36 protein-coding genes are annotated in these 24,814 nt (G+C 46.2%); 34 read left to right on the forward strand and 2 right to left on the reverse strand.

The genetic code is table 11. The features are described 5' to 3' along the window. Positions 1-11 precede the first annotated feature (11 nt). Both CAG58_RS12660 and CAG58_RS12665 read right to left on the reverse strand, forming a co-directional pair. Positions 12-482: a TIGR02444 family protein gene (locus tag CAG58_RS12660; protein WP_154170012.1), complete on the reverse strand. Its 471-nt coding sequence runs from the start codon at positions 480-482 to the stop codon at positions 12-14. Continuing rightward, the gene (locus CAG58_RS12665; RefSeq protein WP_161425689.1) at positions 482-2,401 is read right to left on the reverse strand and encodes an ABC transporter ATP-binding protein; all 1,920 of its coding nucleotides are present in this window, start codon (positions 2,399-2,401) and stop codon (positions 482-484) included. The genes CAG58_RS12660 and CAG58_RS12665 overlap by 1 nt, the downstream gene beginning before the upstream one ends. Before the next feature lie 257 nt (positions 2,402-2,658). Between CAG58_RS12665 and kefG the strand changes: the two genes are divergently transcribed. From kefG to rpsK, 34 genes are all read left to right on the forward strand, one after another. After that, positions 2,659-3,252 (forward strand): glutathione-regulated potassium-efflux system ancillary protein KefG, encoded by a 594-nt coding sequence (gene kefG, locus CAG58_RS12670; RefSeq protein WP_050782705.1) that lies wholly within the window; start codon positions 2,659-2,661, stop codon positions 3,250-3,252. Further along, positions 3,242-5,044 (forward strand): glutathione-regulated potassium-efflux system protein KefB, encoded by a 1,803-nt coding sequence (gene kefB / locus CAG58_RS12675; protein ID WP_161425688.1) that lies wholly within the window; start codon positions 3,242-3,244, stop codon positions 5,042-5,044. Before kefG ends, kefB begins: the two co-directional genes overlap by 11 nt. After that, the gene (locus tag CAG58_RS12680) at positions 5,044-5,244 is read left to right on the forward strand and encodes a YheV family putative zinc ribbon protein (RefSeq protein WP_004394504.1); all 201 of its coding nucleotides are present in this window, start codon (positions 5,044-5,046) and stop codon (positions 5,242-5,244) included. The genes kefB and CAG58_RS12680 overlap by 1 nt, the downstream gene beginning before the upstream one ends. An 87-nt stretch (positions 5,245-5,331) precedes the next feature. Further along, entirely contained in the window at positions 5,332-5,922 is a 591-nt protein-coding gene (gene slyD / locus CAG58_RS12685) for a peptidylprolyl isomerase (RefSeq protein WP_004394505.1), read from the forward strand. Between the two features lie 135 nt (positions 5,923-6,057). Next, positions 6,058-6,999: an isoaspartyl peptidase/L-asparaginase family protein gene (locus tag CAG58_RS12690; protein WP_158138951.1), complete on the forward strand. Its 942-nt coding sequence runs from the start codon at positions 6,058-6,060 to the stop codon at positions 6,997-6,999. Between the two features lie 147 nt (positions 7,000-7,146). After that, positions 7,147-8,445, forward strand: a complete 1,299-nt coding sequence (locus tag CAG58_RS12695; RefSeq protein ID WP_004394507.1) for an adenylosuccinate synthase — start codon at positions 7,147-7,149, stop codon at positions 8,443-8,445. Between the two features lie 225 nt (positions 8,446-8,670). After that, complete coding sequence (gene motX, locus CAG58_RS12700; protein WP_040903975.1) at positions 8,671-9,306, forward strand: flagellar protein MotX; 636 nt, start codon at positions 8,671-8,673, stop codon at positions 9,304-9,306. 327 nt (positions 9,307-9,633) lie between these two features. After that, positions 9,634-12,081: a ribonuclease R gene (rnr, locus tag CAG58_RS12705; RefSeq protein WP_004394509.1), complete on the forward strand. Its 2,448-nt coding sequence runs from the start codon at positions 9,634-9,636 to the stop codon at positions 12,079-12,081. A 7-nt stretch (positions 12,082-12,088) separates the two neighbouring features. Then, entirely contained in the window at positions 12,089-12,829 is a 741-nt protein-coding gene (gene rlmB, locus CAG58_RS12710) for a 23S rRNA (guanosine(2251)-2'-O)-methyltransferase RlmB (RefSeq protein WP_004394510.1), read from the forward strand. A gap of 370 nt (positions 12,830-13,199) precedes the next feature. Further along, positions 13,200-13,511: a 30S ribosomal protein S10 gene (gene rpsJ / locus CAG58_RS12715; protein WP_001181007.1), complete on the forward strand. Its 312-nt coding sequence runs from the start codon at positions 13,200-13,202 to the stop codon at positions 13,509-13,511. 14 nt (positions 13,512-13,525) lie between these two features. Further along, the gene (gene rplC / locus CAG58_RS12720) at positions 13,526-14,155 is read left to right on the forward strand and encodes a 50S ribosomal protein L3 (protein ID WP_004394520.1); all 630 of its coding nucleotides are present in this window, start codon (positions 13,526-13,528) and stop codon (positions 14,153-14,155) included. Between the two features lie 16 nt (positions 14,156-14,171). After that, positions 14,172-14,774, forward strand: a complete 603-nt coding sequence (rplD, locus tag CAG58_RS12725) for a 50S ribosomal protein L4 (RefSeq protein ID WP_004394521.1) — start codon at positions 14,172-14,174, stop codon at positions 14,772-14,774. Then, positions 14,771-15,073: a 50S ribosomal protein L23 gene (rplW, locus tag CAG58_RS12730; RefSeq protein ID WP_004394523.1), complete on the forward strand. Its 303-nt coding sequence runs from the start codon at positions 14,771-14,773 to the stop codon at positions 15,071-15,073. Before rplD ends, rplW begins: the two co-directional genes overlap by 4 nt. Before the next feature lie 16 nt (positions 15,074-15,089). Further along, positions 15,090-15,914, forward strand: a complete 825-nt coding sequence (gene rplB, locus CAG58_RS12735; RefSeq protein ID WP_004394524.1) for a 50S ribosomal protein L2 — start codon at positions 15,090-15,092, stop codon at positions 15,912-15,914. Positions 15,915-15,935: 21 nt separating this feature from the next. After that, positions 15,936-16,214 carry a 30S ribosomal protein S19 gene (gene rpsS / locus CAG58_RS12740; protein WP_004394525.1) on the forward strand — a complete coding sequence of 93 codons (279 nt, stop codon included), beginning with the start codon at positions 15,936-15,938 and terminating at the stop codon, positions 16,212-16,214. Between the two features lie 10 nt (positions 16,215-16,224). Then, positions 16,225-16,557 carry a 50S ribosomal protein L22 gene (gene rplV, locus CAG58_RS12745; protein WP_004394526.1) on the forward strand — a complete coding sequence of 111 codons (333 nt, stop codon included), beginning with the start codon at positions 16,225-16,227 and terminating at the stop codon, positions 16,555-16,557. 19 nt (positions 16,558-16,576) lie between these two features. Further along, a complete protein-coding gene (rpsC, locus tag CAG58_RS12750; RefSeq protein ID WP_004394527.1) occupies positions 16,577-17,275 on the forward strand; it encodes a 30S ribosomal protein S3 in 699 nt (232 codons plus the stop codon). Positions 17,276-17,286: 11 nt separating this feature from the next. Then, the gene (gene rplP, locus CAG58_RS12755; protein ID WP_004394529.1) at positions 17,287-17,697 is read left to right on the forward strand and encodes a 50S ribosomal protein L16; all 411 of its coding nucleotides are present in this window, start codon (positions 17,287-17,289) and stop codon (positions 17,695-17,697) included. Next, positions 17,697-17,888, forward strand: coding sequence for a 50S ribosomal protein L29 (gene rpmC, locus CAG58_RS12760; protein WP_072670434.1), 192 nt, complete (start codon positions 17,697-17,699; stop codon positions 17,886-17,888). The genes rplP and rpmC overlap by 1 nt, the downstream gene beginning before the upstream one ends. Then, on the forward strand, positions 17,888-18,142 hold the full coding sequence (gene rpsQ / locus CAG58_RS12765) for a 30S ribosomal protein S17 (protein WP_161425539.1): 255 nt from the start codon (positions 17,888-17,890) through the stop codon (positions 18,140-18,142). The genes rpmC and rpsQ overlap by 1 nt, the downstream gene beginning before the upstream one ends. Positions 18,143-18,302: 160 nt before the next feature. Further along, entirely contained in the window at positions 18,303-18,674 is a 372-nt protein-coding gene (gene rplN / locus CAG58_RS12770) for a 50S ribosomal protein L14 (RefSeq protein WP_004394532.1), read from the forward strand. A gap of 13 nt (positions 18,675-18,687) precedes the next feature. Then, positions 18,688-19,005: a 50S ribosomal protein L24 gene (gene rplX, locus CAG58_RS12775; RefSeq protein ID WP_004394533.1), complete on the forward strand. Its 318-nt coding sequence runs from the start codon at positions 18,688-18,690 to the stop codon at positions 19,003-19,005. A gap of 22 nt (positions 19,006-19,027) precedes the next feature. Next, positions 19,028-19,567 carry a 50S ribosomal protein L5 gene (gene rplE, locus CAG58_RS12780; RefSeq protein WP_004394534.1) on the forward strand — a complete coding sequence of 180 codons (540 nt, stop codon included), beginning with the start codon at positions 19,028-19,030 and terminating at the stop codon, positions 19,565-19,567. A gap of 17 nt (positions 19,568-19,584) precedes the next feature. Next, the gene (gene rpsN / locus CAG58_RS12785; protein ID WP_004394535.1) at positions 19,585-19,890 is read left to right on the forward strand and encodes a 30S ribosomal protein S14; all 306 of its coding nucleotides are present in this window, start codon (positions 19,585-19,587) and stop codon (positions 19,888-19,890) included. Between the two features lie 29 nt (positions 19,891-19,919). Further along, a complete protein-coding gene (gene rpsH / locus CAG58_RS12790) occupies positions 19,920-20,312 on the forward strand; it encodes a 30S ribosomal protein S8 (protein WP_004394536.1) in 393 nt (130 codons plus the stop codon). A gap of 16 nt (positions 20,313-20,328) precedes the next feature. Further along, positions 20,329-20,862 (forward strand): 50S ribosomal protein L6, encoded by a 534-nt coding sequence (gene rplF, locus CAG58_RS12795; protein WP_004394537.1) that lies wholly within the window; start codon positions 20,329-20,331, stop codon positions 20,860-20,862. A 9-nt stretch (positions 20,863-20,871) separates the two neighbouring features. Continuing rightward, on the forward strand, positions 20,872-21,225 hold the full coding sequence (gene rplR, locus CAG58_RS12800) for a 50S ribosomal protein L18 (RefSeq protein WP_004394538.1): 354 nt from the start codon (positions 20,872-20,874) through the stop codon (positions 21,223-21,225). A 14-nt stretch (positions 21,226-21,239) separates the two neighbouring features. Further along, a complete protein-coding gene (gene rpsE, locus CAG58_RS12805; protein WP_004394539.1) occupies positions 21,240-21,743 on the forward strand; it encodes a 30S ribosomal protein S5 in 504 nt (167 codons plus the stop codon). 6 nt (positions 21,744-21,749) lie between these two features. Continuing rightward, positions 21,750-21,926: a 50S ribosomal protein L30 gene (gene rpmD / locus CAG58_RS12810; RefSeq protein WP_000201159.1), complete on the forward strand. Its 177-nt coding sequence runs from the start codon at positions 21,750-21,752 to the stop codon at positions 21,924-21,926. Between the two features lie 5 nt (positions 21,927-21,931). Then, positions 21,932-22,366 carry a 50S ribosomal protein L15 gene (gene rplO / locus CAG58_RS12815; protein WP_004394540.1) on the forward strand — a complete coding sequence of 145 codons (435 nt, stop codon included), beginning with the start codon at positions 21,932-21,934 and terminating at the stop codon, positions 22,364-22,366. A 20-nt stretch (positions 22,367-22,386) separates the two neighbouring features. Next, positions 22,387-23,721, forward strand: a complete 1,335-nt coding sequence (gene secY / locus CAG58_RS12820) for a preprotein translocase subunit SecY (protein WP_004394541.1) — start codon at positions 22,387-22,389, stop codon at positions 23,719-23,721. A gap of 38 nt (positions 23,722-23,759) precedes the next feature. Continuing rightward, complete coding sequence (gene rpmJ, locus CAG58_RS12825; RefSeq protein ID WP_000868186.1) at positions 23,760-23,873, forward strand: 50S ribosomal protein L36; 114 nt, start codon at positions 23,760-23,762, stop codon at positions 23,871-23,873. Between the two features lie 149 nt (positions 23,874-24,022). Further along, positions 24,023-24,379 carry a 30S ribosomal protein S13 gene (rpsM, locus tag CAG58_RS12830; RefSeq protein ID WP_004394544.1) on the forward strand — a complete coding sequence of 119 codons (357 nt, stop codon included), beginning with the start codon at positions 24,023-24,025 and terminating at the stop codon, positions 24,377-24,379. A gap of 19 nt (positions 24,380-24,398) precedes the next feature. Next, complete coding sequence (gene rpsK, locus CAG58_RS12835) at positions 24,399-24,788, forward strand: 30S ribosomal protein S11 (protein ID WP_001118870.1); 390 nt, start codon at positions 24,399-24,401, stop codon at positions 24,786-24,788. Positions 24,789-24,814 lie beyond the last annotated feature (26 nt).

Genomic DNA, 24,814 nt, shown 5'->3' on the forward strand with positions numbered 1-24,814 from the left:
CTTTATGAGCATCATGTTGGTTTTACCGGGGTAGAGAATAGAGAGATCAAATGCTCAGCGCCAAGTTGTCGACAGTAGCGCTCAGTCAACGCTAGGTCTTTGGTCGGGGATAATCGGAATCCCTGTACGCAGCCGATCAGCTCTGCTTGTTGCTGTTTTTCTAACCGCAATTCAAACTGTAGCGCTTCACGGTACAGTGTTTCTGATAGGTGAGACTTTAGTTTACGGCGCAACTCACGAAAAGAGTGAACTAAGCTTTCTGAATGACTTAAACACGCCAATAAGCGTGGCCATTCTGAGTCGTTAATACTGAGTTGTTGTTCATCTAACCACTTGAGCAGCAATAGTAAATTAACATTCCCCTGAAACTGGTTTTGCAGACACAAGCACGCTTCTTTCACTTCATTAACCGCATAATAGTCGAGGCTAAATTGCCATAAGCCTTCTAACGTTAATGATGAATGAGCGTGCGTTGGGATCATTACTGAGTGAATTCCTGTTCCAGTTGTTCAAGATGTTCTTGCTCGGCCATCCAATCACTTTCTACTTGCTCAAGCGCGCTTTTTGCTGAGGCTTGATTAGCAATCACTTCGGTTAATTGGGCTTTGTTCTCTGCGTCATACAAAGTGGCCTCAGAGAGATTTAACTCGGCTTGGGCGAGAATGGCATTCAATTTATCCATTTTCTCTTCTAACTGTGTCAATTTTTTGCGAATTGGCGCGGTTTGTTTACGAAAATCAGCTTCGCGACGTTTTTGCTCTTTTTTCGCCGCAGCACTGTTGGTGCTGTCTTTGACTGGCTGAGTCGCTTGGGCTTCTTTGCGGGCCATTTTCTGCTGATCGGTTAGCCATTTGTAGTAATCGGTTAAGTCACCATCAAAAGGAGCGACTTGCTGATCATGCACTAAGTACAGCTCGTCAGTGGTCGCGCGTAATAGGTAGCGGTCATGACTGACGATAACCATTGCGCCCTCAAAGCTTTGTAAGGCAAAGGTTAGTGCTTGGCGCATGTCTAAATCTAAATGGTTGGTGGGTTCGTCCAACAACAACAGATTAGGTTTTTGCCACACAATCAGCGCCAGCACCAAACGGGCTTTTTCGCCACCGGAGAAAGGGGCCACTTTTTCTAGCGCTTTTTCACCCTGAAAACCAAAACTGCCTAAATAATTGCGCAGCTCAAGTTCGGTTTTATCAGGGGCAATTTGCATCATGTGCTGCAACGGCGTTTCTTGTGGGTGTAATGTTTCCAACTGATGCTGGGCAAAGTAGCCGATTTTCACGCCTTGAGAGTAAGTGAGATCGCCACTTTGCGGTTTCAGTTCACTGGAGAGCAGTTTAATTAATGTTGATTTACCCGCGCCATTACGACCTAGCAAACCAATTCGGCTACCCGGGACTAAGTTAAGACGAATCTTTTCGAGGATCAGCCGATCGTCATATCCGGCGGCCACGTTATCCATCATTAAAATCGGATTAGGCAAGGCGGCAGGTTGACGAAACTCAAAGCTAAACGGGTTATCAAATTGCGCTGGTAAAACTTGCTCCATTTTTTCCAGTGCTTTAATTCGGCTTTGTGCTTGGCGCGCTTTTGAGGCTTTATAGCGAAAGCGATCAATGTAGCTTTGCATATGTGCCATCTGCTTTTGCTGTTTTTGATATTGCGCTTGTTGCTGCATTAGCTTTTGCGCGCGTTGCACTTCAAACGATGAGTAGTTACCGGTGTACTCATTGAGCTGTTGATTTTCAATATGAATAATTCGATTGACGATCGGGTCAAGAAAATCGCGATCGTGAGAGATCAACAGTAGCGTACCAGGATAGCTTTGTAGCCAACGCTCAAGCCACATCACTGCATCTAAATCGAGGTGGTTAGTGGGCTCGTCGAGGAGCAATAAATCAGAGCGACAGATCAGCGCTTGGGCAAGGTTAAGACGCATGCGCCAGCCACCAGAAAATTGGGTTAAATTCCAACTCATTTGTTGTTGACTGAAACCTAAACCATCCAGCAGTTCGGCAGCGCGCGCTTGAATGCTGTAACCACCAATGGTTTCAATATGACCATGCAATTCGGCAACACGGGTGCCATTATCTTGCTGTTCTGCTTCACGGAGTTGTTGTTCTAAGCGACGATATTCTCGATCACCATCAATCACGTATTCTAAAGCTTGTCGCTCTAAAGCGGGCGTTTCTTGGGCAACCCAAGCCAACTCCCAGTGAGCCGGTTGATTAAATGAGCCGGCATCAATCGATAACTCCTCTTTCATTAATGCAAATAGTGTTGATTTACCACAGCCGTTTTTACCGACTAAACCGACTTTATCGCCGGGATGAATAGTGGCTGAGGTTTTATCAAGCAGCGGTTTTCCGCCACGGAGTAATTGAATGTCAGAGAAGATAATCATAAAGAGTCGTGTCTAGTTAGCCGTGTATGTCGCCGCGAATAGTAGGAGTAATCTTGATCAATGTCGATGATTATACCGATTCGTTGATGGTCTTCCTAGGCTGTTCTCTATCGTTTAGCGACATTGGCTCGTTACATGCTCGGCTATCGCTTGGTCGGCTTTAAGGCTACAATTTGTGTTACTGTTGAGCCGCTTACGATAAGGAAATCCGTTGGTTGCTCTATCGACCGTTCGCATCTATTAAAGAGAATCAAGGAATGACCAAGGATAAGGATAAAGAGAACGCATCCTCCCATCATCAAGTGGGCACCGCCGATCGACCCAAGGTATTGGTTATTTACGCTCACCCCGACCCTGATCACTCGCTGGCTAATCGTCTGCTGATTGAACGAATTATCGCTTTGCCTCATGTTGAAGTGCTTGATCTGTACGCGACCTATCCCGATTTTTTTATCGATGTGAATCAAGAGCATCAACGTTTACTGGAAGTTGATGTGATTGTCTTTCAACACCCGTTGTACATGTATTCGTGTCCTGCATTATTAAAAGAGTGGATTGATAAAGTGCTCGGTAAAGGTTTTGCCTTTGGACCAGAAAGTGCGCTGCAAGGTAAGTGTTGGCGAAGCGTGATCACGACCGGTGGGCATCGAGAGGCTTTTAGTGCTGAGGGATACAATCGTTATCCATTGAGTGCAATTCTACAACCTTTTGAATTAACCGCCGCGTTATGTCGTATGCGCTGGATTGATCCGTTAGTGATGTATTGGGCAAGGCACATCAGTGATGCTGAACGTAGGCAACATGCTGATCAATATGTCGCTTGGCTAGAAGGGTTACGTCATGATGACTGATTGGCTGTCCAGTTCGGTGATTTTTTTGACGGCTGCCGTGGTCGCAGTACCGATTGCTCAACGTTTAGGGCTTGGGGCTATTTTGGGCTATTTACTCGCTGGGATTGTGATTGGTCCTTGGGGTTTTAAGCTTATCACTGATGTTAATGCGATTTTGAACTTTGCCGAATTTGGTGTGGTACTGCTGCTATTTTTGATTGGCTTAGAGCTAAACCCTAAGCGATTGTGGCAAATGAAAGGACCGATCCTTGGGCAAGGTGGGTCACAGATGTTAATCACCAGTAGCGTGCTCGCGAGCGGTTTATGGATGTACGGTTTCTCTTGGCCAGTGAGTATCACGGTTGGGTTGATTCTTGCTCAATCATCGACGGCAATAGCGCTACGTACCATTGATGAAATGCGGTTAACCTTAAGTGATACGGGACGCACGGTATTTGCCGTGTCGCTGTTTCAAGATTTAGCGGTTATTCCAACGCTCGCTTTAGTGGCCATTTTTGCCGGCCAAACAACGGGTGACAGCTTACCATTAATGTGGATGTTGGCAGGGGTAGCAGGGCTATTAATGGCTGGGCATTTCCTATTGCAGCCTTTATTTCGGTGGGTGGTGAATAGCCAGGTGCGCGAGCTATTTACCGTAGCCTCACTGTTGTTGGTGATTGCGATTGCCTTATTGATGGAAAAGCTGGGTTTGTCGATGGCCTTAGGGGCTTTTCTGGCAGGTATGCTGCTTGCGGAAAGTGAGTTTCGTCATGAGTTAAGTACAGCCATTGAGCCTTTTAAAGGCTTACTGTTGGGGCTATTTTTTATCGCCGTGGGCATGTCGGTTAATATCGCCTTACTGTGGCAGGAGTGGTGGTTGGTCAGTCTGCTGGTGATCGGGCTAATCAGTGTCAAAATGGCGATCATGTATGGTTTAGCGCGTCTAGCTAAAGTGCGTTCGAAAGCACGCAGTCGCAGCGCGTTGATTTTGAGTCAAGGCGGAGAAATTGGTTTTGTCATTTTGACGGCCGCGACGGAGGGGCAATTATTCACGGCTAGTCAGTCAGCGTTGCTGGTTTTAGTGATCAGTGTCTCGATGATGACGACCCCATTATTGCTCAAACTCCAAACCTTCTATTATAGCCAGACGTTAAATAGCCCTGAAGAGGAGCCTGACAACACGATTGGCCATCAAACTCCGCAAGTGATCATCGCTGGTTTTGGCCGCTTTGGACAGATCGTTGGCCGATTAATGTACGCCAATAAGATTAAAATTACCGTATTAGAGAGTGATGCCAGCCAAATTAAACTGCTGCGTAAATATGGTTATAAGGTGTTTTATGGCGATGCGACCCACCTTGAACTGTTGCGCTCTGCGGGGGCTGCACAGGCAGAGGCGATAGTGATCTGTACCGATGAACCCGATGAAGTGATGCGGATTGTGACTTTGTGTCAACAGCACTTCCCACAATTAAAAATCTTAGCACGGGCGCGAAGTCGGGTAGAGGCCTATCAATTATTAAGCCACGGTATCGCAGGGCATTCTCGAGAGACGTTTCTTGGCGCTTTAGATTTAGGCCGCCAAGTGCTTGTGCAATTAGGCATGCACCCTTATCAAGCGAAACGAGCAGAAGCGCACTTTCGGCGGTTGGATGTCACGATGCTTAAAGAATTATTGCCGCAGCACAGTGATGATAAAAACTTAACGTTACGGACTAAAGCGGCTCGTAAAGAGCTGGAAGAGATTTTTGGACGAGAGATGGCAAATGATCGTCAAGCTCGTGATTATTGGGAAAAACGTAGGACGAAATAGTGAGCACAAAAAAACGTTTTATTGCTGGAGCCAGTTGCCCAAATTGTAAAACACAAGACACACTGCGCTGGTGGATAGAGAATAATATTGAGCTGGTTGAGTGTGTAGAATGTGATTACGCAGAGCAACGTAAACCGCAATCGGTAGAAAAAAGCCAACATGCTACTGAGCAAATGATTGGGATTTTTAAACCAGAATAATTGAGTTTCAGTGTATAATCTTCATAATATTGCTCATCTCTCTTAATCTGAGATGAGCAAAACAAAACCAACCTCCTTGGAGCCGTTATGAAAATTGAAAAAAACATGGTTGTGAGCATTGCCTACCAAGTAAAAATGGAAGATGGCGTGGTCGTAGACCAATCAACAGTGGAAGCCCCACTGGAGTATCTACATGGTCACAACAACCTAATCACTGGTCTTGAGCGTGAGCTAGAAGGTAAAGTTATCGGTGATAAATTTAGCGCTACTGTCGCACCAGAAGATGCTTACGGTGAACACAGTGATGCGCTAGTACAACGTGTTCCTGCGGATGTTTTCCAAGGTGTGGATGAGTTGGAAGTCGGTATGCGTTTCTTAGCTGATACCGATCAAGGTCCTATCCCTGTTGAGATCACCGAAGTCGATGGTGATGAAGTGGTGGTTGATGGTAACCACATGTTAGCCGGCCAGACCTTGACGTTTGATGTTGAAGTGATTGCGCTACGTGAAGCGACAGCTGAAGAGCTTGAGCATGGTCACATTCATCATGCTGGTGGCTGTGGTCACGACCATGGGCATGACCACGATCACGATGGTTGCTGCGGTGGCGAAGGTCATCACCATCATGGACAAGAAAAAGAAGGCTGCTGTGGTGGCGGTAGCTGCGGCTCTCATTAATCGATAGCCAAAGATAACTTATTACGATGGAAACGAGCGGCTAAGACCGATTGGTATTCGGAAATCGTGTAAGTTTGTCGATATTGAAAGCGTTAACTGTTCTGCGGTTAGCGCTTTTTTTAAAGGAACTCTACGATGAAATCACCTTTTGCAATCGCCATTCATGGCGGAGCTGGCACTATCTTGCGTGAGCAGATGAGCGCTTCACTGCAGCAAGAAATAACCCAAACCTTAGAGGCGGCGGTGCGCGCGGGACATCAGCACTTAGAGCAAGGCGGCGATGCGCTAGATGCGGTTGTCGCTGCTGTTACTTTACTTGAAGATTCGCCGTTGTTTAATGCTGGCAAAGGCTCCGTCTTGACTCATCAAGAAATGGTTGAGATGGATGCCGCGGTGATGGATGGTCAACAACGGCGCGTTGGCGCGATTGCTGGGGTAAAACACATCAAAAATCCGGTTGTTCTGGCGAGAGATGTGCTGTTGCACAGTGAGCATGTATTTTTGATTGGGGAAGGCGCAGAAGCCTTTGCTTTTGCGCAGGGGCATACGTATACCGAACAGGACTATTTTTTTACTGAGCGACGTTATGAGCAATTATTAGCCATGAAAGCCAGTGATCAAACGGCGTTATCTGAATCGGTTTATCCAGATGATAAGAAATATGGCACCGTGGGTGCGGTTGCGCTCGATCAACAGGGTAATTTGGCGGCGGCGACCAGTACAGGTGGCATCAGCAACAAGCGCTATGGACGCGTCGGGGATTCGCCGATCATTGGCGCAGGTACGCTGGCTGAAAATGGTAATGTGGCTATCTCAGCCACTGGAGTGGGTGAATATTTTATTCGCTATCAGGTAGCGGGAGAAGTCGCCGCTCGAATGCGGTATCTGCAACAAGACCTCGTCACCGCCTGTGAGACGGTCATTCAAGGTGAACTCAAGCAAGTGGGAGGAGAGGGCGGATTGATCGCTATTGATCAACAGGGCCACATTCACTTTGCGATGAACAGTTCCGGCATGTATCGCGCGGCGATTGATCGTGATGGGGTTTGTTCGGTAAAAATTTATGCTGATGAATAAACGCGGAGATGCCTTCTGAGTGTCAGGTTGATTTTCATCAGTGTCTCACTACTGGCGCGTGGCAATTGCCACGCGTTTAAAAAATAACTGCAAGTCGAAGGATTCGGTGCTAGAATCCTTTTTTAACTAGCAATCAGACTTGGAAAGATGGGAAATAACGTAGTCGTTCTAGGCACCCAGTGGGGTGACGAAGGTAAAGGCAAGATAGTTGACCTTTTAACAGAAGATGCCAAATATGTGGTTCGCTATCAAGGTGGCCATAACGCTGGACATACTCTAGTCATCGACGGTGAAAAAACCGTTCTTCACTTAATTCCGTCCGGTATTCTCCGCAACAACGTAAAATGCATCATTGGTAATGGCGTGGTTCTGTCACCCGATGCATTAATCAAAGAGATGACACCGCTTGAAGAGCGTGGCATTCCTGTTAAGGAGCGTCTGTTTATTTCTGAAGCTTGTCCTTTGATTCTTCCTTATCATATCGCTCTTGATCAAGCGCGTGAACTGGCTCGTGGCAAAAAAGCCATTGGTACCACAGGTCGCGGCATTGGTCCTGCTTATGAAGATAAAGTGGCGCGTCGTGGTCTGCGTGTTGGCGATTTGTTCAACATGGTTTCCTTTGCTGAAAAACTTAAAGAAGTCATGGAATTCCATAACTTCCAGCTAGAGCATTTTTATAAAGTAGATCCAGTGAGCTATGACGACGTCTTAGCTCAAGTTCAAGGATACGCTGAATTGTTGACCTCTATGGTCATCGATGTGACGGATGAATTGGATGCAGCCCGCAAGCGTGGCGACAAGATCATGTTTGAAGGTGCACAAGGTACGCTGTTGGATATTGACCACGGTACTTATCCTTATGTAACGTCTTCTAACACGACCGCTGGTGGTGTGGCTGCTGGTTCAGGCTTTGGTCCTCGTCATCTAGGTTATATCTTAGGTATTGCAAAAGCCTACTGTACTCGTGTTGGTGCGGGTCCATTCCCAACAGAATTGGATGATGAAGTAGGTAACCACTTAGGTACTAAAGGTCATGAATTTGGCGCGACGACGGGTCGTAAACGTCGTTGTGGTTGGTTTGATGCGGTGGCTATGCGCCGTGCGATTCAAATCAACTCAGTCACTGGCTTTTGCTTAACTAAGTTAGATGTACTTGATGGACTGGAAGAGCTAAAAATCTGTACGGGTTATCAAATGCCGGATGGTTCTGTTGCACAGGTATCACCAATGGCAGCAGATGCTTTCGAGGCGGTGACGCCTATTTACGAAACCATGCCAGGTTGGTCAGAAAATACTTTTGGCGCGACATCAATAGAATCATTACCTCAAGCGGCGATTAATTACATTAAACGCATTGAAGAGTTAACGGGCGTGCCAATTGATATTATTTCAACGGGCCCAGACCGTAACGAAACGATCATCAAAGTACACCCATTTAACGTGTGATTTTTTGATTCGCTTGACGATTTCTCTATTTAAAAAGCTGGCGCTTCGCCAGCTTTTTTTATGCCTCATTCTTCATACTCTTAGTCTTGGTGGCAAAAAGTTGCCGCAAAGAGGCAATTTATCCTAAAGTGAATGCTAGGGCTGCCGATACAAGAATCAAGCCGAGCCCTTGCGCGCTGTCGCGCTATACTAGTATGGCTATCGGATTCAACCAAGAGTGCAAGTATGAAGCTACGTACGGTAGCCGCTTCTATATTATTCGCATTTCACTCTTCCTTCGGTCACGCCAACGTGGCGGATGTTAAAGAGCCTGTGCCGATTTATTCTGAAGCTGAGCTAATCAAACTGATTGAACAGAACCAACACTTGGAGCGACTGAAAGCCGATCGCTGCCAGTTGGTTGAGGACATTGTTGCTCGTGCAACTCGGATCAGTCTGCCTGCGTACGAGTTTTTATATGGTGATATGCTGGCGTGGGGCGTTTGCGTTGAACAAGATGTTGAGCTGGGCTTATATTATATGGAAAATGCTGCCCATCAAGGATTAGCCAGTGCCCTAGAACAGCTTGGTCGTTATTATTCGCGAGGCACGTTAGTTCAGCAAGATAGAGAGCGAGCCATTCCGTATCTTCGTGAAGCGGCGGCGATGGGCAATCTTAATGCTCGGATTCATCTTGCTGAGCTGTTATTACGCGATCATGGTAGCCCGTTAGATTATGAAGATGCCTATCGTTGGTTATACAATTCCGTGACTGCCGATCAGCGAACTCATAATCGAATTACCTTGCTGCGACAAGGATTAGAAATGAGGATGCCAGAAAATATCATTGCTCGAGCAAAGCGCCGAGGCAGCTTCTGGTAAATAAAGCTTGTTTATCTTAGCTTTTTTCTCTATCATTCTGTCGCTTGCTGGATGATTGTCATGCAGTAAGTGATAGATATAGAATATTATTAATACTCAATCCTATCTTATTATTTCCTACTTAGCGTTTAACGCTCGCTTTACCACTTTCTCTCAACATCCTGTCATCATACACACGATTCAACTCTTCGTTATTTATTGTGACAACTTGATTCCGGTCACGTAATACACAAAGTTGTTGCGCTTCTGCCGGTTGGGATTAGCTATTAAGCTTAAGAACACAGTAGGATATACTTTATGTACCTTCCTAGAAAAGCAGGTCTGCCTATGTCTGATACTACCCATACTGATCCGTTTGCGGATCGCGAAGCCGATAACTACGATAACCCGATCCCAAGTCGTGAATATATTTTAGAATTCCTAACCAAAGCCAATGTCCCCATGAACCGTAACGATCTGTTTGCCGCCCTTGAATTATCGGGTGAGGATCATTACGAAGGTCTACGTCGCCGCCTCAGAGCGATGGAGCGAGATGGTCAATTGGTGTTTACGCGTCGTCAATGTTACGCCCTACCAGAAAAACTGGAAATGATTAAAGGCCATGTTATTGGTCATAAAGATGGCCATGGCTGGGTTCGCCCAGAGGGTGGTCTAAACAAAGAAAACGATATTTTACTGCCGCACCACCAAATGCGCACCTTGATTCATGGTGACTTTGTATTAGTGCAGCCAACTGGCACCGACAAACGAGGCCGAAAAGAAGGGCGCTTGGTTCGTATCCTTGAAGCTCGTAATGCACAAATTGTCGGGCGTTTTTTCCTTGAACAAGGTTATTCGTATGTGGTGCCGGATGACTCGCGCATCCATAAAGATATTTTAATCCCAACCGAACACCGCGAAGGCGCTCGGATGGGTAATGTGGTGGTGATTGAAGTAACCGATCGTGGCACTCGTACCCGAGGCATGATGGGTAAGGTTGTAGAAGTACTGGGTGAAAGTATGGCACCGGGTATGGAGACTCAAATCGCTATTCGCACCCATCAAATTCCCCATGAATGGCCTGATGAAGTCTTAAAGCAAGTCAGTGGACTCAAAGAAGAAGTCCCTGAAGAGGCCAAACAAGGTCGAGTCGATTTACGGCAATTGCCTTTGGTGACTATTGATGGGGAAGATGCCCGTGACTTTGATGATGCTGTGTATTGTGAAGCTAGAAAAGAGGGGGGCTGGCGTTTATGGGTAGCCATCGCCGACGTGAGCTATTATGTCCGTCCTGGCAGCGCCTTGGATAAAGAGGCGACCAATCGTGGTAACTCCGTGTATTTCCCATCGCAAGTGGTCCCCATGTTGCCGGAAGTTTTATCTAACGGACTGTGCTCGCTCAACCCACAAGTCGATCGGTTATGCATGGTGTGTGAAATGACGATCTCTGATGGCGGCAAACTCATTGATTATCAGCATTATGAAGCGGTGATGAGTTCTCATGCTCGACTAACCTATACCAAAGTTAACGATATTTTGCAGGGTGATGAAGAACTGCGTGAGCGCTACCAAGCGGTCGTGCCTCATCTTGAACAGTTACATAACATGTATCAGGTGCTGAAAACGGCTCGTGATCAACGTGGTGCGATTGAATTTGAAACGGTAGAAACCAAATTTATCTTTAATGCCCAGCGTAAGATCGAAAGCATTGAGCCAGTGATCCGTAACGATGCTCATAAGCTGATTGAAGAGTGTATGATCCTTGCCAATATTGCCTCAGCATCGCTAGTCGAAAAAGCCAAGGAAGCCGCTCTGTTCCGAGTGCATGAGCCACCAGGTGAAGAACGTTTAATGGGCTTTAGAGACTTCTTGGGCGAACTAGGACTCGACTTGAGTGGTGGGCTTGAGCCATCGCCAACCGATTACGCCAATCTGATGAAACAAATCGGTGAGCGTGCAGATAAAGAGCTGATTCAAACCATGCTACTGCGCTCAATGAAGCAGGCTGTCTATAACGCCCATAACGCAGGTCACTTTGGTCTGGCATTAAAACGTTATGCGCACTTTACTTCTCCAATCCGCCGCTATCCAGATTTACTTTTACACCGTGCAATCAAATATTTGATAGCGAAAGAACAACATCAGACCCAAGATCGCTGGACACCAACCGGAGGCTATCACTACTCGTTTGAAGAGATGGACTTTTATGGACAACAGTGTTCAATGACCGAGCGCCGTGCTGATGATGCAACACGAGAAGTGTCTGATTGGCTGAAGTGCGAGTACATGCAAGATCATGTCGGTGAAGAGCTTGATGGTGTGATTGCCAATGTGACTGGATTTGGTTTTTTTGTTCGACTCACTGAATTACATATCGATGGTTTGGTTCACATCTCCAATTTGGCTAATGACTATTATCAGTTTGATCCTATCGGTCAACGTTTGATTGGTGAGTCATTCGGTAATATTTATCGTTTGGGTGATGCGGTGAAAGTGAAAGTATTATCGGTGAATCTGGATGATCGACAAATTGACTTTGAATTAGTCGAAACAAGTCGTAAGCTACGCGGCGAAGGTAAAACGGCCAAAAAGCGGGCAGTAGAAGCGCAAGCAAAAGCCAAGAGTAAAAAAGCGGGCACGCGTGGTGGAAAAGCCGTTCCAATGGTTGAGCCAACCAAGCGTCCAGATAAATCAGAGAGCGCAGATTCAGCGAAAAGTAAACGCGCTAAGTCTGATAAAGCCAGTAAAGCGAAATCTCGTTCTAAAACGGCAAAGAGCCGGACAAAAACGAAATAGGTAAGTAATGAGTAATGAACTGATTTACGGCATTCATTCGGTCAACGCTGTGATGCAGCGTGAGCCAGCCCGTATCATTGAAGTGTATGTTTTGAAAGGTCGTCAAGATGATCGGCTACTTCCGGTATTGAATGAGTTGCAGCGTTTAGGGCTATCCATTCAGGAGATGGGGCGTAAGGCACTGGATGACAAAGCTCAAGGTGCTAATCACCAAGGGTTGATAGCCAAAGTCAAGCCAGCTAAAGCGTTAAACGAACATGATCTAGACGCAATATTAAGTCAGCATGAACAACCGTTGCTGCTAGTACTGGATGGCGTGACCGATCCGCATAACTTAGGTGCGTGTTTGCGTAATGCAGATGCTGCTGGTGTGGCGGCGGTGATTGTCCCTAAAGATCGTTCAGCACCGATGACGGCCACGGTAAGTAAGGTCGCTTGTGGTGCTGCAGAAACCGTTCCTTTAGTGCGTGTGACCAACTTAGCGCGCACGATGCGTGCTCTACAAGAGCAAGGTGTTTGGTTTGTTGGCACAGCGGGCGAGGCGACGCATGATCTTTATCATAGCAAGCTGACTGGTCCGTTAGCGATTGTCATGGGAGCTGAAGGCGATGGTATGCGCCGTTTAACTCGTGATACTTGTGATGATCTAATCAAAATCCCAATGGCAGGCAGTGTTTCCAGCTTAAATGTCTCAGTCGCGACCGGGATTTGCTTATTTGAAGCGGTCCGTCAACGCAATAACGTTTAATGTTTATGCTGATGTCATCGTTAAGAAACCTAGGTCTACTGACCTAGGTTTCTTGTTTCTCGCCTCATTCGTTTATTTTTCCAACACCCCCTTGCAAGTCAATCTGTGATCTGTATAATGCACCCCCACTGGTTAAGCCAGTTGTGAACCAATGAGCAGCGAGGAGCAAGCTTGTGGCAACACAGGTGAGGTAACGTATACTCAGCTTATGTTCGCAGTTAATAGGATTAGCTTTAGTTAATTTAATTAGCTGACAATGTGCCCAATCGGGGTACTACGGTTTCACATAAATCAATCGACATTCACCCGCCATGGCAGGTTCGAATGGCGATATTGTTTGTGTAATTTTTACTTATTGGAGCTCTGTCTCATGCAGAACCAACGCATCCGTATCCGCCTTAAAGCTTTCGATTACAAACTAATCGATGCTTCTACAGCGGAAATCGTTGAAACAGCTAAGCGTACCGGCGCACAGGTTCGTGGTCCAATTCCACTGCCTACTCGTAAAGAGCGTTTCACTGTTCTTATCTCTCCACACGTAAACAAAGATGCACGTGACCAGTACGAAATTCGTACTCACAAGCGTCTGATCGACATCGTTGAACCAACTGACAAGACTGTTGATGCACTTATGCGTCTTGATCTTGCTGCTGGTGTTGATGTTCAAATCAGCCTAGGTTAAGGGAGATTAGAAGAATGATTGGTCTAGTCGGACGTAAAGTGGGTATGACCCGCGTATTTACTGAAGAAGGCGTTTCTATCCCAGTAACTGTTGTTGAGGTTGAAGCGAACCGTGTTTCTCAAGTGAAAACTCTTGAGACTGACGGCTATGCTGCTATTCAAGTAACAGCTGGAACTAAGAAAGCTAACCGCGTAACTAAGCCAGAAGCTGGTCACTTTGCGAAAGCAGGTGTAGAAGCTGGTCGCGGTCTTTGGGAATTCCGTTTAGAAAACGGCGAAGAGTTCGAAGTTGGTGCTGAACTGACTGTTGAACTGTTCAACGAAATTAAGAAAGTAGACGTTACTGGTACATCGAAAGGTAAAGGCTTCCAAGGTGCTGTTAAGCGCTGGAACTTCCGTACTCAAGATATGACTCACGGTAACTCTTTGTCTCACCGTGCTCCTGGTTCAATTGGCCAATGTCAAACTCCAGGTCGCGTATTTAAAGGCAAAAAAATGGCAGGTCACATGGGTGCTGAGCGTGTAACGACTCAAAACCTAGAGATCGTACGTGTTGACGCTGAGCGCAATCTGCTTCTTATTAAAGGTGCAGTCCCAGGTGCAACTGGCGCTAACGTGATCGTCAAACCAGCTATTAAAGCATAACGTCTAGGAGTAAGTAATGGAATTGATGGTTAAAGGTGCTAACGCACTAACTGTTTCCGAAACTACTTTCGGACGTGAGTTCAACGAAGCTCTTGTACATCAAGTAGTTGTTGCGTATGCAGCAGGTGCTCGTCAAGGTACTCGTGCTCAAAAGACACGTTCAGAAGTTTCTGGCGGTGGCGCTAAGCCATGGCGTCAAAAAGGTACTGGCCGTGCACGTGCTGGTACAATCCGTAGCCCAATCTGGCGTACAGGTGGTGTTACTTTTGCTGCGAAACCACAAGATCACAGCGTTAAAGTAAACAAAAAAATGTACCGCGGCGCTATGAAAAGCATTCTTTCTGAGTTAGTTCGTCAAGAGCGTTTAATCGTTGTTGATAACTTCTCGGTTGAAGCACCAAAAACGAAAGAGCTAGCGGCTAAGTTGAAAGAACTTGAGCTGAACGATGTTCTTATCGTGACTGGCGAAGTAGACGAGAATCTATTCTTAGCTGCTCGTAACCTGTACAAAGTTGACGTGCGTGACGTAACTGGTATTGATCCAGTGAGCCTAATCGCATTTGACAAGGTTCTAATGACTGCTGCTGCAGTTAAGCAAGTTGAGGAGATGCTGGCATGATCCGTGAAGAGCGTCTACTAAAAGTTCTACGTGCACCGCACATCTCTGAAAAAGCCACTATGGCTGCTGAAAAAGCGAACACGATCGTTTTCAAAGTAGCAAAAGATGCAACTAAGAAAGAGATCAAAGCAGCTGTAGAAAAGCTATTTGAAGTTGAAGTTAAGTCTGTAAATACTCTTATTCTTAAGGGTAAGACCAAACGTCAAGGTCTACGCCAAGGTCGCCGCAGCGACGTTAAAAAAGCGTATGTGACTTTGAAAGAAGGTCAAGATCTTGACTTTGTTGGCGGCGCGGAATAACAGGAGTAGTTGAATAATGGCTATTGTTAAATGTAAGCCGACTTCCCCTGGTCGTCGTCACGTTGTTAAAGTTGTTAACGCTGACCTCCACAAGGGTAAGCCATACGCACCTCTTCTAGAGAAAAACTCTAAGAATGGTGGTCGTAACAACAACGGTCGTATCACAGTACGTCATATCGGTGGTGGTCATAAACAACACTATCGTTTGATTGACTTCAAACGTACTAAAGACGGTATCCCAGCGAAAGTTGAACGTCTAGAATACGATCCAAACCGTAGCGCAAACATCGCTCTCGTATTATACGCAGATGGTGAACGTCGTTACATTATTGCACCTAAAGGCCTCCAAGCTGGTGATACTATCCAGTCTGGTGTTGATGCGCCAATCAAAGCAGGTAACACCCTGCCATTGCGCAACATCCCTGTTGGTTCAACGATTCATAACGTTGAGTTAACTCCGGGTAAAGGTGCACAGCTAGCTCGTTCTGCTGGTGCGTATGCTCAACTTGTCGCTCGCGACGGTGCATACGTTACTATCCGTCTACGTTCTGGCGAAATGCGCAAAGTACTTTCTGAAGGCCGTGCAACAATCGGTGAAGTTGGTAACTCTGAGCACATGCTACGTGAGCTTGGTAAAGCGGGTGCTTCACGCTGGCGCGGCGTACGTCCAACCGTACGTGGTGTAGTAATGAACCCTGTTGATCACCCACATGGTGGTGGTGAAGGCCGTACTTCTGGTGGTCGTCATCCTGTATCTCCATGGGGCGTACCAACGAAAGGCTACAAAACTCGTAGCAACAAACGCACTGACAAGTACATCGTACGTCGTCGTAATAAGTAATCTATTTAAAGAGGAATCGCCATGCCACGTTCTCTCAAGAAAGGTCCATTTATTGACCTACACTTGCTGAAGAAGGTAGAGAAAGCGGTGGAAAGCGGAGACAAAAAGCCTATTAAGACTTGGTCCCGTCGTTCAATGATCATTCCAACAATGATCGGTTTGACCATCGCTGTCCATAATGGTCGTCAACACGTTCCAGTTTTTGTAACTGACGAGATGATCGGTCACAAACTGGGTGAATTTGCCCCAACTCGCACTTACCGCGGCCATGCTGCGGATAAGAAAGCTAAGAAGCGTTAAGGAGTAGATGATGGAAGCATTCGCTAAACATAACTTTGCTCGCATTTCGCCTCAGAAAGCTCGCTTAGTTGCAGATCAAATTCGTGGTAAGTCAGTTGACCAAGCTCTAGAAACGTTAACGTTCAGCAACAAAAAAGCGGCTGAACTTATTAAGAAAGTTCTAGAGTCAGCAATCGCTAACGCGGAGCACAACGAAGGTGCTGACATTGACGACCTACGTGTCGCTAAAATCTTCGTAGATGAGGGCCCAACCATGAAGCGTATTATGCCTCGTGCAAAAGGTCGTGCGGATCGTATCTTGAAGCGTTCAAGCCACATCACTATTGTTGTCGCAGACCGCTAAAAGACTAGGAGAGTAAGCAATGGGTCAGAAAGTACATCCTAATGGTATTCGTCTAGGCATCGTTAAGCCTTGGAATGCTACATGGTTTGCTAATACCAAAGATTTCGCTGACAACCTAGACGGCGACTTCAAGGTACGTCAATACCTCACTAAGGAATTGGCAAAAGCGTCTCTATCACGCATCGTTATCGAGCGTCCTGCTAAGAGCATCCGTGTGACTATTCACACTGCTCGCCCAGGCGTTGTTATCGGTAAGAAAGGTGAAGACGTTGAGAAGCTACGCGCAGCAGTAGCGAAGATTGCAGGTGTACCAGCTCAGATTAATATTTCTGAGGTACGTAAACCTGAGCTAGACGGTCAGCTAGTGGCTGATAGCATCGCGTCTCAACTAGAGCGTCGTGTTATGTTCCGTCGTGCTATGAAGCGCGCGGTACAAAACGCTATGCGTCTAGGCGCTAAAGGTATCAAAGTGGAAGTAAGTGGCCGTTTAGGCGGCGCTGAAATTGCACGTTCTGAGTGGTATCGTGAAGGCCGTGTGCCTCTACACACTCTACGTGCTGACATTGATTACGCAACTTCTTCGGCTCACACTACCTATGGTGTGATTGGTGTTAAAGTCTGGATCTTCAAAGGTGAAATCCTAGGCGGTATGCCAGCTGCTAACGCAGTAGAGCCAAAGGCTGACAAGCCTAAGAAGCAGCGCAAAGGCCGTAAGTAAGGAGTCGACAGATGCTACAACCTAAACGTACCAAGTTCCGTAAGGTTCATACAGGTCGTAACCGTGGTCTAGCAAAAGGTACTGAAGTAAGCTTCGGCACCTTTGGTTTGAAAGCTGTAGGCCGTGGTCGTCTAACTGCTCGTCAAATCGAAGCGGCACGTCGTGCTATGACACGTCACATTAAGCGTCAAGGTAAAATCTGGATCCGTGTTTTCCCAGACAAACCAATCACAGAAAAACCACTTGAAGTTCGTCAAGGTAAGGGTAAAGGTAACGTTGAGTACTGGGTAGCCCAAATCCAACCTGGCAAGGTGATGTACGAAGTTGATGGTGTACCTGAAGAATTGGCTCGTGAAGCGTTCCGCCTAGCGGCACGTAAACTGCCATTCAAGACTACATTTGTAACTAAGCAGGTGATGTGATGAAAGCACAAGATCTACGCGAGAAAAACGTTGAAGAGCTTAATGCAGAGCTACTAGGTTTATTGAAAGAGCAGTTCAACTTGCGCATGCAAGCGGCGACTGGTCAACTTCAGCAAACTCATACTCTGAAAGCTGTCCGTCGTGATATCGCACGTGTGAAAACTGTTTTGACTGAGAAGGCAGGCGCATAATGAGCGATAAAATTCGTACCCAACAAGGTCGTGTTATCAGTGACAAGATGGACAAATCTATCGTTGTTGCTATCGAACGTTTCGTGAAGCACCCAATTTACGGTAAATTCGTTCGTCGCACGACTAAAGTACACGCACATGATGAAAACAACGAGTGTGGCGCAGGCGATACCGTTGAAATCCGTGAGTGTCGTCCATTGTCTAAGACTAAGTCTTGGACTTTGGTAAAAATAGTAGAAAAAGCGAAAATTTAATTGAGCTTTTAATGCGAATACAGCGGCCCCGATTATTTTTGGGGCCGCTTGTTTTTTGACTACCCAATCACAAAAAAGGGTGGTACAATTCGCGTCCCTTTAAAGAGGCAGCCCGACCCGAGATGGGTCTAGTTTTTTTAATATTTAGCGGAGCACTAACATGATCCAAATGCAAAGTATGCTGGACGCAGCTGATAACTCAGGCGCTCGCAGCGTAATGTGTATTAAGGTTCTGGGTGGCTCTCACCGTCGTTACGCCCATGTTGGCGACATCATCAAAGTTACTGTGAAAGAAGCAATTCCTCGCGGTAAAGTGAAAAAAGGTGATGTATTGAAGGCGGTGGTAGTTCGCACCCGTAAAGGCGTACGTCGTCCAGACGGTTCTGTCATTCGCTTCGACCGTAATGCTTGCGTATTGCTAAACAACAATACCGAGCAACCAATCGGTACACGTATCTTTGGTCCAGTGACTCGTGAGCTTCGTAACGCGAAATTCATGAAGATTGTGTCACTAGCACCTGAAGTTCTGTAAGGAGCGGCAAAAAATGGCAGCTAAAATCCGTCGTAATGACGAAGTGATCGTTCTTGCTGGGAAAGACAAAGGCAAGAAAGGTAAAGTAACTAAGGTTCTAACAACTGGTAAAGTTATCGTTGAAGGTATCAATCTAGTTAAGAAACATCAAAAGCCAGTTCCTGCGCTTGGTATCCAAGGTGGTATCGTAGAGCAAGAAGCAGCGATTGATGCATCTAACATTGCGATCTTTAATGCAGCAACCGGTAAAGCGGACCGTATCGGTTTCCGTTTCGAAGATGGTAAGAAAGTTCGTTTCTTTAAGTCTAACAACGAAATCGTTTCTAACTAATAGAGTAATTTGGAGTTCTACTATGGCGAAACTGCATGATTACTACAAGTCGTCTGTAGTCGCTGAACTGGCCAAACAGTTCGGTTACACAAGCGTCATGCAAGTCCCTAGAATTGAGAAAATCACCCTCAATATGGGCGTTGGTGAAGCAATCAACGATAAGAAACTACTAGAAAACGCAGCTTCTGATATGGCGACCATCTCTGGTCAAAAGCCACTTATCACTAAAGCTCGCAAATCTGTAGCTGGTTTCAAAATCCGTGAAGGCTACCCAATTGGTTGTAAAGTAACCTTGCGTGGCGAGCGCATGTGGGATTTCTTAGAGCGTTTGATTTTTATCGCTCTACCACGTGTACGAGATTTCCGTGGTGTTAGCGCTAAGTCTTTTGACGGACGCGGTAACTACAGCATGGGCGTTCGCGAGCAAATCATCTTTCCGGAAATCGACTACGATAAAGTCGATCGTGTACGCGGTCTTGATATCACTATCACGACGTCTGCTGGTACCGATGAGGAAGGCCGTGCTCTGCTGGCTGCCTTTAACTTCCCATTCCGTAAGTAAGGTGAAGGGTTACTGTTATGGCTAAACAATCAATGAAAGCACGTGAAGTAAAACGTGCCAAGCTAGTAGTTCAGTACGCAGAAAAGCGTGCAACACTTAAAGCTATCATCAGCGATGTAAACGCATCTGAAGAAGATCGTTGGAATGCAGTTCTTAAACTGCAATCACTTCCACGTGATTCGAGTGCATCACGTAAGCGCAACCGTTGCAACCAAACTGGTCGTCCACACGGTTTCCTACGTAAATTCGGTCTGAGCCGTATTAAAGTTCGTGAAGCTTGCATGAAAGGCGAGATTCCTGGACTTCGTAAGGCCAGCTGGTAATTGCCACTTAATCATTTGGAGTAAAGTTTATGAGCATGCAAGATCCGATTTCGGATATGCTGACCCGTATTCGTAACGGTCAGGCAGCAAACAAAGTTGCTGTTAAAATGCCTTCTTCAAAGCTTAAAGTTGCAATTGCTGCACTACTTAAAGCTGAAGGTTATATCGCAGACTTCGCTGTTGAAGGCGAAGCAAAACCTGAGCTAGAAGTTACTCTTAAGTACTTCCAAGCTAAACCAGTAATCGAGCAAATCAAGCGCGTGTCTCGTCCAGGTCTTCGTGTTTATAAGAAGAAAGACGAACTACCATCAGTGATGGGCGGTCTTGGTGTTGCTGTTGTTTCCACTTCCAAGGGTCTCATGTCAGACCGCGCTGCACGTAAAGCAGGTCTTGGCGGTGAAATCATTTGCTACGTAGCTTAATAAATAGGAGTAGAACATGTCTCGTGTTGCTAAAGCACCTGTCGCTATTCCAGCTGGCGTAGAGGTGAAACTAAACGGCCAAGAGATCACGGTTAAAGGTCCTAAAGGTGAACTATCTCGTGTAGTTCATACTGGCGTCGTGATCGCACAGGAAGAAAACAACCTAACGTTCGGTCCTCGTGAGGGAATCGCAAACGCTTGGGCTCAAGCAGGTACTGCTCGTGCACTAGTGAACAATATGGTTGTTGGTGTTACTGAAGGCTTTACTAAGAAGCTCGTTCTTAAGGGTGTAGGTTACCGTGCTGCTATGAAAGGCAACGCTGTAGGTCTAACTCTAGGCTTCTCTCACCCAGTTGAGCACGAGTTGCCAGCGGGTGTTAAAGCCGAATGTCCAAGCCAAACTGAAATTGTCCTAACTGGTTGTGATAAGCAAGAAGTTGGTCAAGTTGCGGCTGACATTCGTTCTTACCGCGCGCCTGAGCCTTATAAAGGTAAAGGTATTCGTTACGCAGATGAAAATGTGCGTACTAAAGAAGCTAAGAAGAAGTAAGGTAACACTATGGATAAGAAAGCATCTCGCATCCGTCGTGCTACACGCGCACGTCGTAAGATTGCAGAACTGGGTGCAACTCGCCTAGTAGTACACCGTACTCCTCGTCACGTGTACGCTCAAGTGATTGCAGCTAATGGCTCTGAGGTTATCGCCGCAGCTTCTACTGTAGAAAAAGCGATCCGTGAGCAAGTGAAGAATACTGGTAACATCGATGCAGCAAAAGCAGTAGGTAAAACTGTTGCTGAGCGTGCGCTTGAAAAAGGCGTATCGTCAGTTGCGTTTGATCGTTCTGGTTTCCAATACCACGGTCGAGTAGCCGCGCTAGCAGAATCTGCTCGCGAAGCTGGTCTGAAATTCTAAGGTAGGGTTGGAAGATGGCTAAAGAACAACAAGTTCAAGCGAATGATTTGCAAGAAAAATTAATCGCAGTTAACCGTGTTTCTAAAACGGTTAAAGGTGGTCGAATCATGAGCTTCACTGCACTAACAGTTGTTGGTGACGGTAATGGTCGTGTAGGTTTCGGTTACGGCAAAGCACGTGAAGTACCTGCAGCGATTCAAAAAGCAATGGAAAAAGCGCGTCGTAACATGTTTACTATCGCACTTAACGAAGGCACTCTTCACCATCCAGTGAAAGGTCGCCACTCGGGCTCTAAAGTTTACATGCAGCCAGCTGCAGAAGGTACAGGTGTTATCGCCGGTGGTGCGATGCGTGCTGTACTTGAAGTTGCCGGCGTACATAACGTTCTATCTAAAGCATACGGTTCTACGAACCCTATCAACATCGTTCGTGCTACGATCGATGCTCTAGTAGATGTTAAGTCACCAGAAATGGTTGCAGCTAAACGTGGTCTAACTGTTGAAGCGATTTCGGAGTAAGAACACATGGCAACGATTAAAGTAACTCAAACTAAAAGCTCAATTGGTCGCCTACCAAAGCATAAAGCTACTTTGCGCGGTTTAGGTCTTCGTAAAATCAACCATACAGTAGAACTTGAAGATACACCGTGTGTACGCGGTATGATCAACAAGGTTTACTACATGGTTAAAGTTGAGGAGTAATCAGAATGCATTTGAATACTCTATCGCCGGCTGCGGGTTCTAAGCCTTCTAAGAAGCGTTTAGGTCGTGGTATCGGTTCTGGCCTTGGTAAAACTGGTGGCCGTGGTCACAAAGGTCAAAAGTCACGTTCTGGCGGCGGTGTTCGTCCAGGTTTTGAAGGCGGTCAGATGCCTCTGAAACAACGTCTACCTAAATTCGGTTTCACTTCTCGTAAGAGCCTTGTGACTGCTGAAATTCGTCTAGCTGAGCTAGCGAAAGTAACGGGTGATGTTATTGATCTAAACAGCTTGAAAGCAGCAAACCTTGTAACGAAGAATATTGAATTCGTTAAAGTTGTTCTTTCTGGCGAGATCAATAAAGCAGTGACTGTTAAAGGTCTACGCGTGACTAAAGGCGCTAAAGCTGCAATCGAAGCTGCAGGCGGTAAAATCGAGGAATAATCTCGAGGATTGAGGTACAGATGGCTAAGAAACCAGGACAAGATTTTCGTAGTGCTCAGAGCGGCTTAGGTGAGTTAAAGTCGCGCTTATTATTCGTAATTGGTGCACTTTTAGTATTCCGAGCGGGCTCTTTTGTGCCGATTCCTGGTATTGACGCTGCTGTACTTGCCGATTTGTTCGAACAGCAAAAAGGTACCATCATAGAAATGTTTAACATGTTCTCTGGTGGTGCTCTTGAGCGTGCATCTATATTAGCACTGGGCATCATGCCGTATATTTCGGCGTCAATTGTTGTCCAGTTGCTAACTGTAGTTCATCCAGCGTTAGCCGAGCTCAAAAAAGAGGGTGAAGCAGGCCGTCGTAAGATAAGCCAATATACACGCTACGGCACGCTTGTACTTGCAACATTCCAAGCGATAGGTATTGCAACAGGCCTACCAAACATGGTCAACAATCTGGTTGTTATTGACCAAACCATGTTTACCCTGATTGCGACCGTGAGTTTAGTAACCGGTACCATGTTCTTGATGTGGTTAGGTGAACAGATTACAGAGCGAGGGATTGGGAATGGTATCTCCATTCTTATATTTGCAGGTATTGTTGCTGGATTGCCATCGGCAATAGGACATACTATCGAGCAAGCGCGTCAAGGTGAACTGCATGTGCTTCTTCTGTTGTTGATTGCGGTATTAGCTTTTGCTGTTATCTACTTTGTTGTTTTCATGGAGCGTGGTCAACGTCGTATCGTTGTTAACTACGCAAAACGTCAACAAGGTCGTAAAGTTTTTGCAGCGCAAAGTACCCACTTGCCATTAAAAATCAATATGGCTGGTGTTATACCTGCAATTTTTGCATCAAGCATTATTTTGTTCCCAGGAACACTCGCTCAGTGGTTTGGTCAAAATGGTGAGAGCCAATGGTTCGGTTGGTTAACCGACGTATCATTAGCGCTTAGCCCTGGTCAACCATTGTATGTAATGCTTTATGCCGCAGCGATTATTTTCTTCTGTTTCTTTTATACGGCGTTGGTTTTCAACCCACGTGAAACAGCTGATAACCTGAAGAAGTCAGGTGCATTCGTACCCGGTATCCGCCCAGGCGAACAGACAGCAAGATACATTGATAAAGTAATGACTCGTTTAACCCTAGCCGGTGCGTTATACATTACCTTTATCTGTCTGATCCCTGAGTTCATGATGGTCGCGTGGAACGTACGTTTCTACTTCGGCGGTACATCATTACTGATTGTAGTAGTGGTTATTATGGACTTTATGGCACAGGTACAGACTCATTTGATGTCAAATCAATATGACTCTGTGTTGAAAAAGGCAAATTTAAAAGGCTATGGCCGCTAATACGGTCGCCATTTAAGTTAGATTTACGGAGTTTAGCAATGAAAGTTCGTGCTTCCGTTAAAAAAATCTGCCGTAACTGTAAAGTTATCAAGCGTAACGGTGTCGTTCGCGTGATTTGCAGTGAGCCAAAGCACAAGCAGCGCCAAGGCTAATAAGCAGAAATTTTTACTTGAAAATTAAAGGGTGGTCGAGTATATTTCTCGGCCTACCTTTTGCGTGCAAAAGAAGTAGTATCCCGCAGCGTATCCTCGACGGGCTTTGCTGCGGATAATTCTTTTATAGAAAGTACTAGGAGTGAATAGTGGCCCGTATAGCAGGCATTAACATTCCTGATCAAAAGCATGCTGTGATCGCATTAACTGCAATCTACGGCATCGGTAAAACCCGTTCAAAAGCTATCCTAGCTGACGTGGGTATTGCTGAAAGTGTTAAGATCAGTGAACTAACTGAAGAGCAGATCGATCAACTGCGTGATGGTGTAGCTAAATACACTGTAGAGGGTGATCTTCGTCGTGAAGTTTCCATGAACATCAAGCGTCTTATGGACCTTGGTTGTTACCGTGGTCTTCGTCATCGTCGCAGTCTACCACTACGTGGACAGCGTACTAAAACCAACGCTCGCACCCGCAAGGGTCCGCGTAAGCCGATCAAGAAATAATCGGGAAGGGTAGAGTACAATGGCTAAACAACCAACTCGCGCACGTAAGCGTGTACGCAAGCAAGTTGCTGATGGCGTAGCGCATATCCACGCATCTTTCAACAACACAATCGTAACCATCACTGACCGTCAAGGTAACGCATTAGCTTGGGCTACTGCTGGTGGTTCAGGTTTCCGCGGTTCTCGTAAATCAACACCGTTTGCTGCACAGGTTGCTGCTGAACGTTGTGCTGAAATGGCTAAAGAATATGGCCTAAAGAACCTAGAGGTTATGGTTAAGGGTCCAGGTCCAGGTCGTGAATCTACAGTTCGCGCACTGAATGCTGCTGGTTTCCGTATCACAAACATCGTTGATGCGACACCAATCCCTCATAACGGTTGTCGTCCACCTAAGAAACGTCGCGTTTAACGTTTCTGGGAACATTGGAGAAAGAT

The sequence above is a fragment of the Vibrio sp. V31_P5A7T61 genome (genome assembly GCF_009904895.1).
Classification (GTDB): domain Bacteria; phylum Pseudomonadota; class Gammaproteobacteria; order Enterobacterales; family Vibrionaceae; genus Vibrio; species Vibrio metschnikovii.

What these genes read in the sequence shown, in the direction of transcription:
- CAG58_RS12660 (WP_154170012.1), bottom strand. Translation starts at nt 482, where the DNA reads ATGATCCCAACGCACGCTCATTCATCATTAACGTTAGAAGGCTTATGG.
- CAG58_RS12665 (WP_161425689.1), bottom strand. Translation starts at nt 2,401, where the DNA reads ATGATTATCTTCTCTGACATTCAATTACTCCGTGGCGGAAAACCGCTG.
- kefG (WP_050782705.1), top strand. Translation starts at nt 2,659, where the DNA reads ATGACCAAGGATAAGGATAAAGAGAACGCATCCTCCCATCATCAAGTG.
- kefB (WP_161425688.1), top strand. Translation starts at nt 3,242, where the DNA reads ATGATGACTGATTGGCTGTCCAGTTCGGTGATTTTTTTGACGGCTGCC.
- slyD (WP_004394505.1), top strand. Translation starts at nt 5,332, where the DNA reads ATGAAAATTGAAAAAAACATGGTTGTGAGCATTGCCTACCAAGTAAAA.
- CAG58_RS12690 (WP_158138951.1), top strand. Translation starts at nt 6,058, where the DNA reads ATGAAATCACCTTTTGCAATCGCCATTCATGGCGGAGCTGGCACTATC.
- CAG58_RS12695 (WP_004394507.1), top strand. Translation starts at nt 7,147, where the DNA reads ATGGGAAATAACGTAGTCGTTCTAGGCACCCAGTGGGGTGACGAAGGT.
- motX (WP_040903975.1), top strand. Translation starts at nt 8,671, where the DNA reads ATGAAGCTACGTACGGTAGCCGCTTCTATATTATTCGCATTTCACTCT.
- rnr (WP_004394509.1), top strand. Translation starts at nt 9,634, where the DNA reads ATGTCTGATACTACCCATACTGATCCGTTTGCGGATCGCGAAGCCGAT.
- rlmB (WP_004394510.1), top strand. Translation starts at nt 12,089, where the DNA reads ATGAGTAATGAACTGATTTACGGCATTCATTCGGTCAACGCTGTGATG.
- rpsJ (WP_001181007.1), top strand. Translation starts at nt 13,200, where the DNA reads ATGCAGAACCAACGCATCCGTATCCGCCTTAAAGCTTTCGATTACAAA.
- rplC (WP_004394520.1), top strand. Translation starts at nt 13,526, where the DNA reads ATGATTGGTCTAGTCGGACGTAAAGTGGGTATGACCCGCGTATTTACT.
- rplD (WP_004394521.1), top strand. Translation starts at nt 14,172, where the DNA reads ATGGAATTGATGGTTAAAGGTGCTAACGCACTAACTGTTTCCGAAACT.
- rplW (WP_004394523.1), top strand. Translation starts at nt 14,771, where the DNA reads ATGATCCGTGAAGAGCGTCTACTAAAAGTTCTACGTGCACCGCACATC.
- rplB (WP_004394524.1), top strand. Translation starts at nt 15,090, where the DNA reads ATGGCTATTGTTAAATGTAAGCCGACTTCCCCTGGTCGTCGTCACGTT.
- rpsS (WP_004394525.1), top strand. Translation starts at nt 15,936, where the DNA reads ATGCCACGTTCTCTCAAGAAAGGTCCATTTATTGACCTACACTTGCTG.
- rplV (WP_004394526.1), top strand. Translation starts at nt 16,225, where the DNA reads ATGGAAGCATTCGCTAAACATAACTTTGCTCGCATTTCGCCTCAGAAA.
- rpsC (WP_004394527.1), top strand. Translation starts at nt 16,577, where the DNA reads ATGGGTCAGAAAGTACATCCTAATGGTATTCGTCTAGGCATCGTTAAG.
- rplP (WP_004394529.1), top strand. Translation starts at nt 17,287, where the DNA reads ATGCTACAACCTAAACGTACCAAGTTCCGTAAGGTTCATACAGGTCGT.
- rpmC (WP_072670434.1), top strand. Translation starts at nt 17,697, where the DNA reads ATGAAAGCACAAGATCTACGCGAGAAAAACGTTGAAGAGCTTAATGCA.
- rpsQ (WP_161425539.1), top strand. Translation starts at nt 17,888, where the DNA reads ATGAGCGATAAAATTCGTACCCAACAAGGTCGTGTTATCAGTGACAAG.
- rplN (WP_004394532.1), top strand. Translation starts at nt 18,303, where the DNA reads ATGATCCAAATGCAAAGTATGCTGGACGCAGCTGATAACTCAGGCGCT.
- rplX (WP_004394533.1), top strand. Translation starts at nt 18,688, where the DNA reads ATGGCAGCTAAAATCCGTCGTAATGACGAAGTGATCGTTCTTGCTGGG.
- rplE (WP_004394534.1), top strand. Translation starts at nt 19,028, where the DNA reads ATGGCGAAACTGCATGATTACTACAAGTCGTCTGTAGTCGCTGAACTG.
- rpsN (WP_004394535.1), top strand. Translation starts at nt 19,585, where the DNA reads ATGGCTAAACAATCAATGAAAGCACGTGAAGTAAAACGTGCCAAGCTA.
- rpsH (WP_004394536.1), top strand. Translation starts at nt 19,920, where the DNA reads ATGAGCATGCAAGATCCGATTTCGGATATGCTGACCCGTATTCGTAAC.
- rplF (WP_004394537.1), top strand. Translation starts at nt 20,329, where the DNA reads ATGTCTCGTGTTGCTAAAGCACCTGTCGCTATTCCAGCTGGCGTAGAG.
- rplR (WP_004394538.1), top strand. Translation starts at nt 20,872, where the DNA reads ATGGATAAGAAAGCATCTCGCATCCGTCGTGCTACACGCGCACGTCGT.
- rpsE (WP_004394539.1), top strand. Translation starts at nt 21,240, where the DNA reads ATGGCTAAAGAACAACAAGTTCAAGCGAATGATTTGCAAGAAAAATTA.
- rpmD (WP_000201159.1), top strand. Translation starts at nt 21,750, where the DNA reads ATGGCAACGATTAAAGTAACTCAAACTAAAAGCTCAATTGGTCGCCTA.
- rplO (WP_004394540.1), top strand. Translation starts at nt 21,932, where the DNA reads ATGCATTTGAATACTCTATCGCCGGCTGCGGGTTCTAAGCCTTCTAAG.
- secY (WP_004394541.1), top strand. Translation starts at nt 22,387, where the DNA reads ATGGCTAAGAAACCAGGACAAGATTTTCGTAGTGCTCAGAGCGGCTTA.
- rpmJ (WP_000868186.1), top strand. Translation starts at nt 23,760, where the DNA reads ATGAAAGTTCGTGCTTCCGTTAAAAAAATCTGCCGTAACTGTAAAGTT.
- rpsK (WP_001118870.1), top strand. Translation starts at nt 24,399, where the DNA reads ATGGCTAAACAACCAACTCGCGCACGTAAGCGTGTACGCAAGCAAGTT.